Origin of the sequence: Streptomyces arenae (genome assembly GCF_022343545.1) — a bacterium.
In the GTDB taxonomy this organism is placed as follows: domain Bacteria; phylum Actinomycetota; class Actinomycetes; order Streptomycetales; family Streptomycetaceae; genus Streptomyces; species Streptomyces humi.
Window position 1 is genome coordinate 1 of record NZ_JAKQYH010000074.1, and the last position, 17,356, is coordinate 17,356.

At 69.9% G+C, this 17,356-nt stretch carries 15 protein-coding genes, 2 rRNA genes and 1 riboswitch; of the genes, 13 read left to right on the forward strand and 4 right to left on the reverse strand.

Features of this window, described 5'->3' with window-relative positions; translation table 11 throughout:
• From MB828_RS36700 to MB828_RS36755, 12 genes are all read left to right on the forward strand, one after another.
• A 23S ribosomal RNA gene (locus MB828_RS36700) occupies positions 1–252 on the forward strand; the annotation flags it as partial.
• Between the two features lie 89 nt (positions 253–341).
• Positions 342–458: ribosomal RNA gene (gene rrf, locus MB828_RS36705) — 5S ribosomal RNA — on the forward strand.
• A 112-nt stretch (positions 459–570) separates the two neighbouring features.
• Positions 571–1,179 (forward strand): CDP-alcohol phosphatidyltransferase family protein, encoded by a 609-nt coding sequence (locus MB828_RS36710; RefSeq protein WP_046727251.1) that lies wholly within the window; start codon positions 571–573, stop codon positions 1,177–1,179.
• A gap of 126 nt (positions 1,180–1,305) precedes the next feature.
• On the forward strand, positions 1,306–3,801 hold the full coding sequence (locus MB828_RS36715) for a mannose-1-phosphate guanyltransferase (RefSeq protein ID WP_133024665.1): 2,496 nt from the start codon (positions 1,306–1,308) through the stop codon (positions 3,799–3,801).
• Positions 3,802–3,907: 106 nt separating this feature from the next.
• Complete coding sequence (locus MB828_RS36720; RefSeq protein WP_301651956.1) at positions 3,908–4,819, forward strand: DUF881 domain-containing protein; 912 nt, start codon at positions 3,908–3,910, stop codon at positions 4,817–4,819.
• Positions 4,816–5,148, forward strand: coding sequence for a small basic family protein (locus tag MB828_RS36725; protein ID WP_046727248.1), 333 nt, complete (start codon positions 4,816–4,818; stop codon positions 5,146–5,148). The genes MB828_RS36720 and MB828_RS36725 overlap by 4 nt, the downstream gene beginning before the upstream one ends.
• A 5-nt stretch (positions 5,149–5,153) precedes the next feature.
• A complete protein-coding gene (locus MB828_RS36730; protein ID WP_133024667.1) occupies positions 5,154–5,990 on the forward strand; it encodes a DUF881 domain-containing protein in 837 nt (278 codons plus the stop codon).
• 190 nt (positions 5,991–6,180) lie between these two features.
• Entirely contained in the window at positions 6,181–7,011 is an 831-nt protein-coding gene (locus tag MB828_RS36735; protein WP_207920712.1) for an FHA domain-containing protein, read from the forward strand.
• A 40-nt stretch (positions 7,012–7,051) separates the two neighbouring features.
• A complete protein-coding gene (locus tag MB828_RS36740; protein ID WP_301651957.1) occupies positions 7,052–7,789 on the forward strand; it encodes a MerR family transcriptional regulator in 738 nt (245 codons plus the stop codon).
• A gap of 91 nt (positions 7,790–7,880) precedes the next feature.
• Positions 7,881–8,354: a bifunctional nuclease family protein gene (locus MB828_RS36745; RefSeq protein WP_003988851.1), complete on the forward strand. Its 474-nt coding sequence runs from the start codon at positions 7,881–7,883 to the stop codon at positions 8,352–8,354.
• Between the two features lie 268 nt (positions 8,355–8,622).
• Positions 8,623–9,267 carry a MerR family transcriptional regulator gene (locus MB828_RS36750; RefSeq protein WP_071659766.1) on the forward strand — a complete coding sequence of 215 codons (645 nt, stop codon included), beginning with the start codon at positions 8,623–8,625 and terminating at the stop codon, positions 9,265–9,267.
• A 51-nt stretch (positions 9,268–9,318) separates the two neighbouring features.
• The gene (locus tag MB828_RS36755; protein WP_301651958.1) at positions 9,319–10,791 is read left to right on the forward strand and encodes a DNA polymerase IV; all 1,473 of its coding nucleotides are present in this window, start codon (positions 9,319–9,321) and stop codon (positions 10,789–10,791) included.
• Here the strand turns inward: MB828_RS36755 and MB828_RS36760 are convergent.
• Positions 10,704–11,084 (reverse strand): PRC-barrel domain-containing protein, encoded by a 381-nt coding sequence (locus tag MB828_RS36760; RefSeq protein ID WP_207920714.1) that lies wholly within the window; start codon positions 11,082–11,084, stop codon positions 10,704–10,706. The genes MB828_RS36755 and MB828_RS36760 overlap by 88 nt on opposite strands.
• Before the next feature lie 113 nt (positions 11,085–11,197).
• A riboswitch (glycine riboswitch) is annotated at positions 11,198–11,292 on the forward strand.
• A 174-nt stretch (positions 11,293–11,466) separates the two neighbouring features.
• Between MB828_RS36760 and gcvP the strand changes: the two genes are divergently transcribed.
• On the forward strand, positions 11,467–14,352 hold the full coding sequence (gene gcvP, locus MB828_RS36765) for an aminomethyl-transferring glycine dehydrogenase (protein ID WP_301651959.1): 2,886 nt from the start codon (positions 11,467–11,469) through the stop codon (positions 14,350–14,352).
• 54 nt (positions 14,353–14,406) lie between these two features.
• On the opposite strand, the gene MB828_RS36770 is transcribed toward gcvP, so the two are convergent.
• Genes MB828_RS36770 through modA form a run of 3 tightly spaced genes read right to left on the reverse strand, consistent with a single transcriptional unit; the run spans position 14,407 to position 17,158 of the window.
• Positions 14,407–15,480: an ABC transporter ATP-binding protein gene (locus MB828_RS36770; protein WP_301651960.1), complete on the reverse strand. Its 1,074-nt coding sequence runs from the start codon at positions 15,478–15,480 to the stop codon at positions 14,407–14,409.
• On the reverse strand, positions 15,477–16,325 hold the full coding sequence (locus tag MB828_RS36775) for an ABC transporter permease (protein WP_301651961.1): 849 nt from the start codon (positions 16,323–16,325) through the stop codon (positions 15,477–15,479). Before MB828_RS36775 ends, MB828_RS36770 begins: the two co-directional genes overlap by 4 nt.
• On the reverse strand, positions 16,322–17,158 hold the full coding sequence (gene modA, locus MB828_RS36780; protein WP_301651962.1) for a molybdate ABC transporter substrate-binding protein: 837 nt from the start codon (positions 17,156–17,158) through the stop codon (positions 16,322–16,324). The genes MB828_RS36775 and modA overlap by 4 nt, the downstream gene beginning before the upstream one ends.
• Positions 17,159–17,356: the final 198 nt, after the last annotated feature.

The window sequence follows — 17,356 nt, forward strand, 5'->3', positions numbered from 1 at the left end:
TCCCTAGTACGAGAGGACCGGGACGGACGAACCTCTGGTGTGCCAGTTGTTCTGCCAAGGGCATGGCTGGTTGGCTACGTTCGGGAGGGATAACCGCTGAAAGCATCTAAGCGGGAAGCCTGCTTCGAGATGAGGACTCCCACCTCTATAAGAGGGTAAGGCTCCCAGTAGACGACTGGGTTGATAGGCCGGATCTGGAAGCCAGGTAACTGGTGGAGGTGACCGGTACTAATAGGCCGAGGGCTTGTCCTCAGTTGCTCGCGTCCACTGTGTTGGTTCTGAAACCACGAACAGCCCCATGCCAGGTCACGGCATGGTGCGGCTGAACAGTTTCATAGTGTTTCGGTGGTCATAGCGTGAGGGAAACGCCCGGTTACATTCCGAACCCGGAAGCTAAGCCTCACAGCGCCGATGGTACTGCAGGGGGGACCCTGTGGGAGAGTAGGACGCCGCCGAACTCCTTTTAGAGCTCTGGCTCTTGGGCATCTGGCCCAGGAGCCAGAGCTTTTTTGCGTTGAGGTAAGGTCAGGGGGCAAAGTTGGCTCGTTTCCCACCACAGGAGGCCCCCGGGTGGAGGTCCAGGAGACCCGCGTCCAGACGGATCGGGTACTCACCATCCCGAACATCCTCAGCATGGCGCGCCTCGTCGGCGTACCCGTCTTCCTGTGGCTGATCCTGTGGCCCGAGTTCGGCGGGCCCAAGAGCGACGGCTGGGCCCTGCTGGTGCTCCTCTTCAGCGGCGTCAGCGACTACCTGGACGGGAAGCTGGCCCGGCGCTGGAACCAGATCAGCAGCCTCGGCCGGCTCCTCGACCCGGCCGCGGACCGGCTCTACGTCCTGTCGACACTGGTCGGACTCACCTGGCGCGAGATCCTGCCGCTCTGGCTCACCGGCGCACTGCTGCTGCGTGAACTGATGCTGCTGGTGATGGTGTGGATCCTCCGGCGGCACGGCTATCCGCCCCCGCAGGTGAACTTCCTGGGGAAGGCCGCCACCTTCAATCTGATGTACGCGTTCCCCCTGCTGCTCCTCAGTGACGGAAGCGGCTGGATCTCGTCACTCGCTGCTATTTTCGGATGGGCGTTCGCCGGATGGGGTACAACGCTCTATTGGTGGGCAGGAGTGCTCTACGTGGTGCAGGTCCGCCGCCTGGTCCGTGCGGACGCCACAGCCGATTGAGCTCGGCGATTGTCCGGACGTAGTGGCTCTCGATTCCTCTCGATGGCTCGCAGCGCAAAAGTGCGGGACAATCTTGACGGGTGAAGTCGGCTAGACAGTCATCTCTTAGAGGAGGACGCTTCCGACATGAAGGCCGTCGTGATGGCCGGTGGTGAAGGCACACGCCTTCGCCCCATGACCTCCAGCATGCCCAAGCCACTCCTTCCGGTCGTGAACCGACCGATCATGGAGCATGTGCTACGGCTGCTCAAAAGGCATGGGCTCACCGAGACCGTTGTTACCGTGCAGTTCCTGGCATCACTGGTCAAGAACTACTTCGGTGACGGCGAAGAGCTCGGCATGGAGCTCACCTATGCCAACGAGGAGAAGCCACTCGGTACCGCCGGAAGCGTCAAGAACGCCGAAGAGGCGTTGAAGGACGATGCCTTCCTTGTCATCTCCGGCGATGCGCTGACCGACTTCGACCTCACCGAACTGATCAACTTCCACAAGGCAAAGGGCGCGCTCGTCACGGTGTGCCTCACGCGTGTGCCCAATCCGCTGGAATTCGGCATCACCATCGTCGACGAGGAAGGCAAGGTCGAGCGCTTCCTGGAGAAGCCGACCTGGGGTCAGGTCTTCTCCGACACGGTGAACACGGGCATCTACGTGATGGAGCCCGAGGTATTCGACTACGTCGAGGCCGATGTTCCCGTCGACTGGTCCGGCGACGTCTTCCCGCAGTTGATGAAGGAAGGCAAGCCCGTCTACGGCTACGTCGCCGAGGGCTACTGGGAGGACGTCGGCACGCACGAGTCGTACGTGAAGGCGCAGGCCGACGTCCTGGAGGGCAAGGTCGACGTCGACATCGACGGCTTCGAGATATCTCCCGGCGTCTGGGTCGCCGAGGGTGCCGAAGTGCACGCCGACGCCGAACTGCGCGGGCCGCTCTACATCGGTGACTACGCGAAGGTCGAGGCCGGCGCGGAAATCCGGGAACACACCGTCGTGGGTTCCAACGTCGTCGTGAAGAGCGGGGCCTTCCTGCACCGGGCCGTCGTGCACGACAACGTGTACGTCGGACAGCACAGCAACCTGCGGGGCTGTGTCGTCGGGAAGAACACGGACATCATGCGGGCCGCGCGGATCGAGGACGGGGCGGTCATCGGTGACGAGTGCCTGATCGGTGAAGAATCGATCGTTCAGGGCAACGTCCGGGTCTATCCATTCAAGACCATCGAGGCCGGCGCGTTCGTCAACACGTCGGTGATCTGGGAGTCCCGGGGGCAGGCGCATCTGTTCGGCGCCCGCGGTGTGTCCGGGATCCTGAACGTCGAGATCACGCCCGAGCTGGCCGTCCGGCTGGCGGGCGCGTACGCGACGACCCTGAAGAAGGGCTCCACCGTCACGACGGCCCGCGACCACTCCCGCGGCGCCCGTGCGCTCAAGCGTGCGGTCATCTCGGCGCTCCAGGCCAGTGCCATCGACGTACGGGACCTGGAGAACGTACCGCTGCCCGTGGCGCGGCAGCAGACCGCGCGGGGCAGTGCCGGCGGCATCATGATCCGGACCTCGCCGGGGGTGCCGGACTCCGTCGACATCATGTTCTTCGACGGGGACGGCGCGGACCTCTCGCAGGCCAGCCAGCGCAAACTGGACCGGATCTTCGCACGGCAGGAGTACCGGCGCGCGTTCCCCGGCGAGATCGGCGACCTGTACTTCCCGGCCAGCGTCTTCGACTCGTACACGGGCTCGCTGCTGCGCAACGTCGACACGACCGGGATCCTCGAGTCCGGGCTCAAGGTCGTCGTGGACGCGTCCAACGGCAGTGCCGGGCTCGTGCTGCCCAGCCTGCTCGGCAAGCTGGGCGTGGACTCGCTGACCATCAACCCCGGCCTCAACGAGGCGCGGCCCACCGAGACGGCCGACCAGCGGCGGTCCGGAATGGTGCGCCTCGGCGAGATCGTGGCGTCCTCGGGAGCCGCGTTCGGCGTGCGGTTCGACCCGGTCGGCGAGCGGCTGTCCCTGGTGGACGAGAAGGGCCGCATCATCGAGGACGACCGGGCGCTGCTGGTCATGCTGGACCTGGTCGCGGCGGAGCGGCGCAGCGGCCGGGTGGCGCTCCCGGTCACCACGACCCGGATCGCCGAGCAGGTGGCCGCCTACCACGGCACCCAGGTCGAGTGGACCACGACCTCGCCCGACGACCTCACACGCGTGGGCGGTGAGGAAGGCACCATCTTCGGTGGTGACGGCAAGGGCGGGTTCATCGTCCCCGAGTTCAGCAGTGTCTACGACGGCACCGCGGCCTTCGTACGGCTGATCGGTCTGGTGGCGCGGACGCAGCTCACGCTCAGCCAGATCGACGCCCGGATTCCGCGGGCGCACGTCCTCAAGCGCGACCTGGCGACCCCGTGGGCTGTCAAGGGCCTGGTCATGCGGCGTGTCGTCGAGGCGGCCGGTGATCGCTTCGTGGACACGACCGACGGTGTGCGGGTCGTCGAGACCGACGGGCGCTGGGTCATGGTGCTGCCCGACCCGGCCGAGGCGGTCACCCACCTGTGGGCGGAGGGTCCCGACGACGCCTCCGCGCAGGCCCTGTTGGACGAGTGGGCGGCGATCGTGGACAGCGCCGGACGGTAGCCGCGCCGCACGCGCGCGTGCCGGACAAGTGTCCCCAAGGGGGCCTGTCCGGCACGCCGGAGGGCCCGTTCGGAGGTACTGGTCGCGACGTGCGACGATGTGCGGCATGCCGCAGCAACCCCCCGTTCGGAGCAGCGTCCCCCGGCCGCAGCGCCCGGACGCCTCCATGTCGTTGATCACCAACGTCATGGATCACAGCCTCGACGACGGGTACGCCGAGGCGGCCGCCCGGAAGCGGGCCCTGGGGGAGGGCGGCGGCATGCCGAAGACCCTCCGGGCCAGGCTGGGTTTCGCCGGCGGTCTGGTGCTCGCGGCGCTCGTGGTGACCGTGGGAGCCGCGCAGGCACGTGTGACGGCGCCCGTGGTGGCCAAGGAGCGCCAAGAGCTCATCGACCGCATCGACCGTGAGACGACGTCCGCCGACCGGCTGGAGACCGATGTCGACAAGCTGCGGGACGACGTCAGCGACCGGCAGCGGGCGGCGCTGAGGGAGAGCGGTGGCAGCGGGCAGGCCGACCTGGTGGGCGTCCTGTCGGGGGCCACGGCGGTGCACGGCCCCGGTGTGAAGCTGGTGGTGGACGACGCCAAGGAGGCCTCCTCCGGTGGTGACGCCGAGAATCCGCGGGAGACCTCCGGGTTCTCCGACACCGGCCGGGTCCGTGACCACGACATGCAGCGCGTCGTGAACGGGTTGTGGGCCTCCGGCGCCGAGGCGGTCTCCATCAACGGCCAGCGGCTGACCGCCCTGTCCGCGATCAGGGCCGCCGGAGAGGCGATACTGGTCGACAACAGGCCGCTGGTGCCGCCGTACACGGTGCTGGCGGTGGGGGACGGGAAAAGCCTCGCCTCCAGGTTCCAGGACAGCCCCGACGGGCTGTATCTGCACGCCCTGGAGGACAACTTCGACATCCGGGCGACCATCGCGACGGAGAGTGACGTCCGGCTGCCCGCCGCGCCGAGCGTGATCGTACGTACTGCACAGCCGTACACCGAGAAGACTGAGAAGGGCACATCGTGATCGCCGTACTTGGCCTCGTCGTGGGCGTCGTGGCCGGACTGTTGGTCCGTCCTGAGGTTCCGGCGGTCGTCGAGCCGTATCTGCCGATCGCCGTCGTCGCGGCGCTCGACGCCGTCTTCGGCGGTCTGCGGGCCATGCTCGACGGGATCTTCGACGACAAGGTCTTCGTGGTGTCGTTCCTGTCGAACGTGGTGGTGGCCGCGCTGATCGTCTTCCTGGGTGACAAGCTGGGCGTCGGCTCGCAGCTGTCCACCGGGGTCGTGGTGGTGCTCGGTATCCGTATCTTCTCCAACGCCGCGGCGATCCGGCGGCACGTCTTCCGGGCGTGAGTGGCATGAGCGAACACGACAAGGAGCCGGAGCACCGGCTGCGCAGAGAACTTCCCGCCGAGGTGCCCCCGGCGGTGCCGGCGGCCGACGCGGCCGACGAGCCGGCAGCGGAGCCCGGGCTGACCGGCCGGCAGCGGCTGGTCCAGGGGCTGTGGCCGCCACGCGCCAGCCGGGCCCAACTGATCGTCGCCGTGCTGCTGTTCGGGCTCGGGTTCGGGCTCGCCGTACAGGTGGCGTCGAACAGCGACAACGACAGCGCGCTGCGCGGGGCCCGGCAGGAAGATCTTGTTCGCATCCTCGATGAACTGGACGACCGTACTCAGCGTCTTGAGGACGAGAAGACAGGACTCGAGAAGCAGCGGCAGGAGTTGCAGAGCAGTTCCGACCAGGCCGCGGAGGCCCGCAAGCAGACGGCCGAGAAGGAGAGGCAACTCGGCATTCTCGCGGGCACCGTGGCGGCTCAGGGTCCTGGTATCACGATGACGGTCGACGACCCGAAGGGGACGGTGCAGGCGGACATGCTGCTCGACGCGATCCAGGAGCTGCGCGCGGCCGGGGCGGAGGCGATCCAGGTCAACGGTGTCCGGGTGGTCGCCGGCACCTATCTCACCGACTCCGGCAAGAGTGTCAGCGTCGACGGGAACAAGATCACCCAGCCCTTCGTTTTCAAGGTGATCGGCAAGCCGCAGGACCTGGAGCCGGCTCTCAACATTCCCGGAGGCGTGGTGCAGACCCTCGAGAAGGAGCAGGCGACCGTGAGCGTCGAGCGGTCGGCCGGGATCGTCGTGGATGCCTTGCGACCGGCGAAGGAGCCTGACTACGCTCGGTCGTCCTCACAGTGAACCGGTGGTGCATGGGGGACGTCCGGCGAGGGCATGAGGATGCGGGGGGTCGGCGCACCGGGGACCTGGTGCGTGGTGGAAACTGTTTGGTGGATACGGACGTTGTGAGGTTGTCCGGGTCGGCCGGTTTATTCAGTCAGGGTTCGTCCTGCCCCACGGGCGGGTCTGTTTCGGTCAAGGGGAATCGCCCGTGAAGTTGTTTGCGAAGTTGTTCGGCAAGAGCGCGCGAGAGGGCAGCGACAACGCGACCGCTCGCCATCGCGCACAGCCCGACGCAGAGGGCCAGCGCCCGCTGTTCCGGGATCAGGTGGCTGGTCCGGGGGGTGACATTTCGGGAGGTCAGGGCGCGCCGTCAGTTGACCCGTCCCAGTCCGGCGGCATAGGTTTCGGGCAACCGTCAACCTCAGGTGCGGGTGGAGGGTTCTCCTCCGGCCCGTACGCGTCCAACGCCCCGGCGGGGCAGCCGCGGCAGGAGGATCCGTCCATGTCGGCCCTGGTATGTACGAGGTGCGGTAACCGCAACGCGGAGAACGCCCGCTTCTGTTCCAACTGCGGTGCCCCGCTGCGCGCAGGCGCCGTTCCCGAGCGGGCGTCGGAGACGACGTCCACGATCTCGATCTCCGGGCTGGAGGCGTACGACGCCGAGGTCACCGGTCAGACCCAGGTGCCGGCGCTCTCGCCCGAGGCGCAGGCGGCCGTCGACGCGCTGCCGCTCGGCTCCGCGCTGCTGGTGGTGCGCCGTGGGCCGAACTCCGGCAGCCGTTTCCTCCTGGACAGCGACCTGACCACGGCAGGCCGGCACCCGCAGAGTGACATCTTCCTGGACGACGTGACGGTCTCGCGCCGCCATGTGGAGTTCCGCCGCCAGCCGGACGGCTCCTTCACGGTGGCCGACGTGGGCAGCCTCAACGGCACGTACGTCAACCGGGAGCGCATCGACCAGGTCGCCCTGTCGAACGGTGACGAGGTCCAGATCGGCAAGTACCGGCTGGTCTTCTACGCGAGCCGGCAGGGCATCTGACCCGCCGGACCTCGTCCGGGGGCCCCAGGGAAGAAGGTCCATGCCGCACACACCGAGCGGCGGTGCCGGTCATGGCACCGCCGCCACGGAAACCGGGCTGATGAGCATCGGCACGGTGCTGAACGTGCTGCGCGACGAGTTCCCCGAAGTCACCATCTCCAAGATCCGCTTCCTGGAGTCGGAGGGGCTCATCGAGCCGCGCCGGACCCCTTCCGGGTACCGCAAGTTCAGCGCCGAGGACGTGCAGCGTCTCGGACACGTCCTGCGGATGCAGCGGGACCACTATCTGCCGCTCAAGGTCATCCGGGAGCACCTGGACGCCGTGGAGCGCGGTGAGGCCGTGCAACTTCCCGTGCTGGGGCGGCAGCGCGACGGGGAGGCGGTGCCGATGGTGCCGGAGGCGCCCCCGGTGGCGCGGATCGGGCGCCAGGAGCTGCTGGCGGCCGCCGAGATCGACGAGGGCTGCCTCGCGGAGTGGGAGTCGTACGGGCTGATCGCCCCGCTGGAGGACGGCGTCTACGACGCCGAGTCGGTCACGGTGGCGTCGCTCGTGACCGAGCTGGGGCGGTTCGGGATCGAGCCGCGCCATCTGCGGGCGATGAAGGCCGCCGCCGACCGGGAGGCCGGCCTGGTGGAGCAGGTGGTGGCTCCGCTGAAGCGGCACCGCAACCCGCAGACCAGGGCCCATGCCGAGGCCCGTACGAAGGAGCTGGCGGCGCTCACGGTGAAGCTGCACGCCGCGCTGGTGCAGATCGCACTCGGGGTGCGGCTGCCGTGACCGAAGTGACAGGACCCGGGCTGAGGCCGGATCGGGCGCGCGTTGTCGGCCCGACTACCCAAACGTCCCGGGCACGGCCTAGGGTTGCTGTGTGAACGAGCTCGATGTCGTAGGTGTCCGGGTGGAAATGCCCTCCAACCAACCGATCGTGCTCCTGCGCGAAGTGGGAGGCGACCGTTACCTCCCCATCTGGATCGGGCCGGGGGAAGCGACGGCGATCGCCTTCGCCCAGCAGGGCATGGCCCCCGCGCGACCGCTGACCCACGACCTGTTCAAGGACGTGCTGGAGGCCGTCGGTCAGGAGCTCACCGAAGTACGCATCACGGACCTGCGTGAGGGCGTCTTCTACGCGGAGCTGGTGTTCGCCAGCGGCGTCGAGGTGAGCGCCCGTCCGTCCGACGCGATAGCGCTTGCGCTGCGCACCGGTACGCCGATCTACGGCAGCGACACGGTGCTGGACGACGCGGGGATCGCGATTCCGGACGAGCAGGAGGACGAGGTGGAGAAGTTCCGCGAGTTCCTCGACCAGATCTCGCCCGAGGACTTCGGCAGCAGCAGCCAGTGAGAGCGCCGAGCGGCCCGTTACCCACCGGAAGGTCGGTGACGGGCCGGTTCGCGGGCCGGGGCCGGCCGAAACTCATGGGCAATTGCCAGCGGCCACTGAGAGCGTCCTACGGCCTGCCGCCAGAGCATTCGGCTAGCCTTTCCCCGCGGTGGGGCACGGGAAACCACTCCTAGGGTGATTATCACTCGGCGTGCCGAGCGTGGCGATCGTTGACGCGCCCCTGGTGACTGCCTACCGTCGAGAAGGCAGGTCAAGGACGGAGGTCGGCGTGAGAAGCAGCGGCGACGGTACGGCTGGGGGTGCCCCCGGACACGGTTTCGGGGAGAGCGGTCCATACCCGCTTCACAGCAGCACAGCCGGTCACGCCCCGCAGCGGCCGACGGCAGTGCCGAGCGGCGGAGGGGCGGCGTCCATGGCCACCGAGGAGATCGGCTACCGCGGGCCCACGGCCTGCGCGGCGGCCGGCATCACCTACCGGCAACTCGACTACTGGGCCCGCACCGGCCTGGTCGAGCCCAGCGTGCGGCCCGCCTACGGGTCGGGCACGCAGCGTCTGTACAGCTTCCGGGACGTCGTTGTCCTGAAGATCGTCAAGCGGTTCCTGGACACCGGGGTCTCCCTCCAGAACATCCGCAGCGCGGTTCAGCACCTCAGAGAACGCGGTTTCCGCGACCTGGAGCGGATGACCCTCATGAGCGACGGTGCCACGGTCTACGAGTGCACCTCGCCGGACGAGGTGCACGCCCTGCTCCAGGGCGGTCAGGGCATCTTCGGGATCGCGGTCGGCGTGGTCTGGCGGGACGTGGAGAACGCGCTCTCCCAGCTGCACGGCGAGCGCGTCGACACCGGTGAGACCCTCGTCGGGCACAACCCGGCCGACGAACTGGCCCGGCGGCGCAACAAGGCGGTCTGACCTCCCGGCGCGTCCGGCGCGTTGTCAGTGGCGTGGTGCAGCATCGGAGATGTGAGAAACGCGCCCACGATCCTGCATCTCGACATGGATGCCTTCTACGCCTCGGTGGAGCAGGCGTCCAAGCCGAGCCTGCGCGGGAAGGCCGTGGTCGTGGGCGGGCTCGGACCGCGTGGTGTGGTGGCCACCGCGTCGTACGAGGCCCGGGTGTTCGGGGTGCACTCCGCGATGCCGATGGCGCAGGCGCGCAGGCTGGCGCCGAACGCCGCGTACCTGGTGCCGCGCTTCACGCTGTACCGCTCGATCAGCGAGCAGGTGATGACCCTGTTGCACGAGCTGTCGCCGCTGGTGGAGCCGTTGAGCCTGGATGAGGCGTTCGTGGACCTGGAGGCCGGTGAGAGGGCCTCGGACGAGGCGTCGGCCCGGTCGGTCGGGGAGCGGCTGCGCGCGGACATACGGGCCGTCACGGGGCTCTCCGGGTCCGTCGGGCTCGCCGCGTCCAAGATGCTCGCGAAGATCGCCTCCGAGCAGGCCAAGCCGGACGGCCTGGTGCTGATCGAGCCGGGCACCGAGCGGACGCTGCTCGGGCCGATGCCGGTGCGGATCCTGCCGGGGGTGGGGCCGGCGACGGGGGACCATCTGCGGCGGGCCGGGATCACCACGGTCGCCGAGATCGCCGAGGCCGGTGAGGACGAGCTGGTACGGCTGCTGGGCAAGGCCCACGGGCACGCGCTGTACGCGATGGCGCTCGCGCACGACGAGCGGCCCGTGGTGGCCGAGCGGGAGGCCAAGTCGGTGTCCGTGGAGGACACCTACGACGTGGACATCCACGACCGGCTGAGAGTGGGCATGGAGGTGCGGCGGCTGGCGGACCGGTGCGTGCGGCGGCTGCGGGAGGCCGGGCTGTCGGGGCGGACGATCGTGCTGAAGGTGCGGCGGTACGACTTCTCGACGCTGACCCGGTCGGAGACGCTGCGGGGGCCGACCGACGACCCGGCGGTGGTGCGGGAGGCGGCCGCGCGGCTGCTCGACTCGGTGGACACGACGGGGGGCGTGCGACTGCTGGGGGTGGGGGTGACGGGCCTGGCCGACTACACCCAGGAGGACCTCTTCGCGCAGGCCGCGGGGGAGGTGACGGACGTCACGGCGGAGGAGGACACCGTGGAGCCCGTCGCCGTGGCCGAGCAGGACGCGGCGGCCGGACGGCGCTGGCCCGCGGGGCACGACGTGCGGCACGCGCAGTACGGACCCGGATGGGTGCAGGGCAGCGGGCTGGGGCGGGTGACGGTGCGCTTCGAGACACCGGCGTCGCTGGTGCCGGGCCGGGTGCGGACGTTCCGGGTCGACGATCCGGAGCTGGAGCCCGCGGATCCGTTGCCGTTGGTGGAGGACGTGACGGGGGCCGCGCCGGACGGCCCGCGACGGGACGCCCTCGGCCCTCAGGCCCCCGTGTCCTCCGTGCCCGCCAGCTTGCCGAACTCGTGGTCCGGGCGGGGCGGGGGCGGAACCGCCGTGTCCAGACCGTAGTGGTGGTAGAGCTGGAGCTCCTGCTCCGGAGAGAGGTGGCGGCCCACTCCGAAGTCGGGGGCGTCCTTGATCAGGGCGCGGTCGAAGGGGATGTGCAGGGTGCCCTCGACCAGCTCGCTGGGCTCCAGGGGCACGAACGCGTCCCGGGAGAACAGGCCGGTGCGTATGGCCGCCCACTCCGGCACGCCCGTCGCGTCGTCGAGGTACACCTCGTCGATCGTGCCGATCTTCGTGCCGTTGCGGTCGAACGCCTTGCGGCCGATCAGGTTGCGCGGATCGATGTCGGTCTGCACGGGCCCTCCACTTGGTCGCAACTCATCCGTAAGCACTACAAAAGAGCACATTCAAGGAGGCGGCCACTCGAAGGTCCGTGCGTTGCCCCCGCTGGTACGCTGGCAGCGGCTGCTGACCCCGTGCGGGAGAGTCCTCCGGGCAATCCGGAGGCGCCGAAGGAGCAAATCCTCCCCGGAATCTCTCAGGCCCACGTACCGCACGGACGAGGTCACTCTGGAAAGCAGGGCGGACGTCGACGGTGTCCGCCCTCACCGACGGTGAAAGCCGGTGCCCACGGGCGTCCGGCGAAGCTCTCAGGTTGAGATGACAGAGGGGGAGGCCGTCGGGGTACCCGTGCCGGGGTACCCCTCGAAGGTCGCGTCAGACCAGGAGGCCTCCGCAATGACCGCCCACCGCCCTTCGCTCTCCGAGCTCGAACAGGCAATCCCCTTCGAGCAGCGCCACATCGGGCCCGACCAGGAGGCGCGGGCCAAGATGCTCGCGCAGGTCGGCTACGGCTCGCTGGACGAACTGACGGCCGCGGCCGTGCCGGACGTGATCAAGAACGCCGACCGCCTGGAGCTGCCGGGTGCCCGGACCGAGGCCGAGGTCCTCGCCGAACTGCGCTCGCTCGCCGACCGCAACCAGGTGCTCGGCTCGATGATCGGCCTCGGCTACTACGGGACCTTCACCCCGCCCGTCATCCTGCGCAACGTGATGGAGAACCCCGCCTGGTACACGGCCTACACGCCGTACCAGCCGGAGATCTCCCAGGGCCGGCTGGAAGCGCTGCTGAACTTCCAGACCGTGGTCGCCGACCTCACCGGGCTGCCCACCTCCGGCGCCTCGCTGCTCGACGAGGGCACGGCCGCCGCCGAGGCCGTGGCCCTGTCACTGCGCATGGGCAAGAACAAGAAGGGCGTCTACGTCGTCGACGCGGACGCGCTGCCGCAGACCATCGCGGTGATCCGCACGCGCACCGAGCCGACGGGCGTGGAGGTCGTGGTCGCCGACCTCTCCGAGGGCATCCCGGCGGACCTCGCCGGACGTGAGATCAGCGGCGTGCTCGTCCAGTACCCCGGTGCCTCCGGTGCCGTACGCGACATCAAGCCCGTCATCGAGCAGGCGCACGAGCTCGGCGCGCTCGTCACCGTGGCCGCCGATCTGCTCGCCCTGACCCTGCTGACCTCCCCGGGCGAGCTGGGGGCCGACATCGCGGTCGGCACCACCCAGCGGTTCGGCGTGCCGATGGGCTTCGGCGGGCCGCACGCCGGCTACATGGCCGTCCGTGAGAAGTTCGCGCGCAGCCTGCCCGGCCGGCTCGTGGGCGTGTCCGTGGACGCCGACGGGAACAAGGCCTACCGGCTCGCGCTGCAGACCCGCGAGCAGCACATCCGCCGGGAGAAGGCCACCAGCAACATCTGCACCGCGCAGGTGCTGCTCGCCGTGATGGCCGGCATGTACGCCGTCTACCACGGCCCCGAGGGGCTCCAGGCCATCGCCCGGCGCACCCACCGGTACGCCACGGTCCTCGCCGCGGGCCTGCGGGCCGGCGGCGTCGAGATCGTGCACGGCGCCTACTTCGACACCCTCACCGCGCGGGTGCCCGGCAAGGCCGCCGAGGTCGTCTCCGCCGCCCGGCAGGGCGGTGTCAACCTGCGGCTCGTCGACGCCGACCACGTCTCCATGGCCTGCGACGAGACGACCACGCGCGCCCAGCTGAGCGCCGTGTGGGGCGCCTTCGGGGTCGACGGCGACGTCGAGGCGCTGGACGCCGTCACCGAGGACACGCTGCCCGAGGCGCTGCTGCGCACCGACGGCTACCTCACCCACCCCGTCTTCCAGCAGCACCGCTCCGAGACCGCGATGCTGCGCTACCTGCGCAAGCTCGCCGACCGCGACTACGCGCTGGACCGGGGCATGATCCCGCTGGGCTCGTGCACCATGAAGCTGAACGCCACCACCGAGATGGAGCCGGTCACCTGGCCCGAGTTCGGTCAGCTGCACCCCTTCGCGCCCGCCGAGCAGGCACAGGGCTACCTGACGCTCATCCGGGAACTGGAGGAGCGGCTCGCCGAGGTCACCGGCTACGACAAGGTGTCGTTGCAGCCCAACGCCGGATCCCAGGGCGAGCTGGCCGGCCTGCTCGCCGTGCGCGCCTACCACCGGGCCAACGGCGACGCGCAGCGGACCGTGTGCCTGATCCCGTCGTCCGCCCACGGGACCAATGCGGCCAGCGCGGTGATGGCGGGCATGAAGGTCGTCGTCGTGAAGACCGCCGAGGACGGCGAGATCGACGTCGAGGACCTGCGGGCGAAGATCGAGCAGCACCGCGACGAACTCGCGGTACTGATGATCACCTACCCGTCCACCCACGGCGTGTTCGAGGAGCACGTCGCCGACATCTGCGCCCAGGTCCACGAGGCCGGCGGCCAGGTCTACGTCGACGGTGCCAACCTGAACGCCCTGGTCGGGCTCGCCAAGCCGGGGCACTTCGGCGGTGACGTGTCCCACCTCAACCTGCACAAGACCTTCTGCATCCCGCACGGCGGCGGCGGACCGGGCGTCGGTCCGGTGGCCGTACGGGCCCACCTGGCGCCGTACCTGCCGAACCACCCGCTCCAGCCGGCCGCCGGGCCGGAGACCGGGGTCGGGCCGATCTCCGCGGCGCCCTGGGGCTCGGCCGGGATCCTGCCGATCTCGTGGGCGTACGTCCGGCTCATGGGCGGCGAGGGGCTGAAGCGGGCCACCCAGGTGGCCGTGCTCAGCGCCAACTACGTCGCCAAGCGGCTCGAGCCGCACTTCCCCGTGCTCTACACCGGGCCCGGCGGGCTGGTCGCGCACGAGTGCATCATCGACCTGCGGCCGCTCACCAAGGCGACCGGGGTCAGCGTCGACGACGTCGCCAAGCGGCTCATCGACTACGGCTTCCACGCGCCGACGATGTCCTTCCCGGTCGCCGGCACGCTGATGATCGAGCCGACCGAGTCCGAGGACCTGGGTGAGCTGGACCGGTTCTGCGACGCGATGATCGCCATCCGCGCGGAGATCGACAAGGTGGGGGCAGGACAGTGGCCCGCCGAGGACAACCCGCTGCGGGGCGCTCCGCACACGGCCGCCGCGCTCGGCGGGGAGTGGGAGCACGCGTACAGTCGCGTGGAGGCCGTCTTCCCGGCCGGGGTGTCCGCCGCCGACAAGTACTGGCCGCCGGTGCGCCGGATCGACCAGGCCTTCGGCGACCGGAACCTGGTGTGCTCGTGCCCGCCGCTGGACGCGTACGAGGACTGACCCGTAGTACCCGCGCACGCGCAGGAGGCCCCGCTTCGGCGGGGCCTTCCGCGTTCACGCCGGGTACGCGTGGGTCTGGGTCGCCTTCAGGGTCGCCCAGACCGTGGCGCCCGGACGCAGGTCCAGCTCGGCCGCCCCGACCGTGGTCAGGTCGGCCGCCAGGGAGAGTTCGCCGGTCAGGTCGGCGCGGATCCGGTCGCCGTGGGTCTCCAGGCCGGCGACCTCGCACCGCCAGAGGTTGCGGGCGCTGACGCCTGTGGGGCGGTCCCGGAAGAGGGTGACCGCGCTCGGCGGGAACGCGACGAAGACGTCACCGGTCAACTCCTCGGTGACGGTGATCGCGGGTCCCGTCTCCAGCTTGACCGTGTGGCCCTCGGCCCGGCCCCGGTAGAGGTTGAGGCCGACCAGGTGGGCGATGTAGTCGGTGCGCGGGTGACGGGCGATGTCGGCGGGGGTGCCCTGCTGGACGATCCTGCCGTGTTCGATCACGATCAGGCGGTCGGCCAGCACCATCGCGTCGAGCGGGTCGTGGGTCACCAGTACCGCCACGGCCTCGAACTCGGCCAGGTGGCGGCGGAGCTGGGAGCGTACGTCCAGGCGGGTGCGGGCGTCGAGGGCGGCGAGGGGTTCGTCGAGGAGGAGGAGCCGGGGGCGGGTGGCCAGGGCGCGGGCCAGGGCGACGCGCTGGGCCTGGCCGCCGGAGAGCCGGCGGGGTTTGGCGCCGGCGTGTGCGGTGAGACCCATGCGGTCCAGCCAGCCGGCCGCCACGGCACGGGACTCGGCCTTCGTCGCGCCCTGGCAGCGGGGGCCGAAGGCGACGTTGTCCAGGGCCGTGAGGTGGGGGAAGAGGAGGTAGTCCTGGAAGACGACGCCGACCGGGCGGGACTCGGGCGGTGTGCCGTCCAGCTGTTCGCCGTCCAGGCGGAGCCGGCCGGCGGAGAGCGGGGTGAGGCCTGCCAGGGCGCGCAGGGCCGTGGTCTTGCCCGCGCCGTTGGGGCCGAGGAGGGCGACGACCTCGCCGGGGGCGGCGGTGAGGGTGATGTCCAGGTGGAAGGCGGCGCGGGTGACCACCAGGTGCGCGTCGAGGCCGGTCGGGCCGTGGCTGCCGGACGGGGGCACAGTGGTCATGGCGCTGTCATCCAACGGTCCCGCAGCCCGGCCAGCACCGCGATCGACACCGCGAGCAGCACCAGGCTGAGCGCGATCGCCGCCTCGGGGTCGTTCTGGAGGGCCAGGTACACGGCGAGGGGCATGGTCTGGGTGCGGCCGGGGAAGTTGCCGGCGAAGGTGATCGTCGCTCCGAACTCGCCCAGCGCGCGGGCCCACGCCAGGACCGCGCCGGCCGCGATCCCGGGGGCGATGAGCGGGAGGGTGACGCGGCGGAAGGCGGTGAAGCGGGTGGCGCCCAGGGTCGTCGCCGCCTCCTCGTAGCGCGGGTCGGCGGCGCGCAGGGTGCCCTCCACGCTGATCACCAGGAACGGCATGGCCACGAAGGTCTCGGCGATCACCACCGCCGTCGTCGTGAACGGGAGCGTGATGCCGAACCAGGCGTCCAGCCACTGGCCGACGACGCCGTTGCGGCCGAGCGCGAGGAGGAGGGCCACACCGCCGACGACCGGCGGGAGGACCAGGGGGAGGGTGACCAGCGCTCGTACGAGACCCCGGCCGGGGAACTCCGTACGGGCCAGCAGCCAGGCCAGTGGTACCCCGAGGACGAGGCTCACCGCCGTCGCGGCCGTCGCGCTGAACAGCGAGAGCTGGAGGGCCTGCCAGACGTCGGGGCTGGTCAGGAGGGACGGGAGACTGCTCCAGGGGGCGCGCAGGAGGAGTGCGACGAGGGGCAGCAGGAGGAACGCCAGAGCCACCGCTCCGGGGAGGAGGAGCGGCAGCGGTACGGCGATCCGGACGCGCCGGCGACGCGGGCGGCCCGTGCGGGCGCCGGCCGCGGCACCGGACTCGTCGGCCTTCGTCACGGCTTGAGGAACCCGGCCTGGTTCAGGACCTGCTGACCCTCGGCGGACTGCACCAGTGCGATGAACGCCTTGGCCACCGACGGGTTGGGGGCGTTCTTGAGCAGGGCGATCGGGTAGTCGTTGATGGCGTTCGCGGACTCGGGGAACTCCACGCCCTCCACCTTGCTGCCCGCGGCCTTCACATCGGTCTTGTAGACGACGGCCGCGTCGGCCTCCTTGAGGACCACCTTGTTGAGGGCGGACTTCACGTCCTCCTCGTAGGAGACCGGTGTGAGCTTGAGCTTGGCGGCGTCCAGCGCCTTCTGGGCGGCGGCGCCGCACGGCACCGTCTTGTCGCACAGCACGACCTTCAGCGAGGACTTGGTGAGGTCCTTCAGGGAGGAGACCTTGTCGGGGTTGCCCGGCAGGGTGGCGATCTCCAGCTGGTTGCGGACGAAGGTGGCCGGGGTGGTGGCGGTGTCCTTCTTGTCGGTCACGAGCGCCATGGTCTTGGGGCTGGCGGCGGCGAAGACGTCGGCCGGCGCACCGCTGGTGATCTGGGCGGCGAGCGTGTCGCTGCCACCGAAGCTGAAGTTGACCGTGGTGCCCGGGTGGGCCTTCTCGAAGTCGGCCTTCAGCGTCGTGAAGCTCTCCTTGAGGGAGGCCGCCGCGAACACGGTGATCGAGCCCGACAGCTTGGGCGACGCCGACGACGAGGTGTCCGACTTGGTCTTCGGCGACGAGTCGCTGTCGGACGAGCCGGAGGACGAGCAGGCGCTCAGGGCCAGCAGGGCCGCGACCGAGACACCGGCCACCTGCATCGTCCGCCGGGTCCGGCGCGCGGAACGGGTCATCACGGGTGAACTCCTCTGTCTTGGGAGAAAACTGTCGCGCCCTGCCGCGACCGGCAACGGCCGCGAGGTGATGATACTGCCGCATTTGCGAGACGTAAGTCTCCTGTCGCATCGCATGAGCTGCATGCTTTGGACGGGAACCTGGCATGTGCGTTTGTACGGCAGGGCGTCGCGGGTACCGTCATCCGGGAGGTGGCC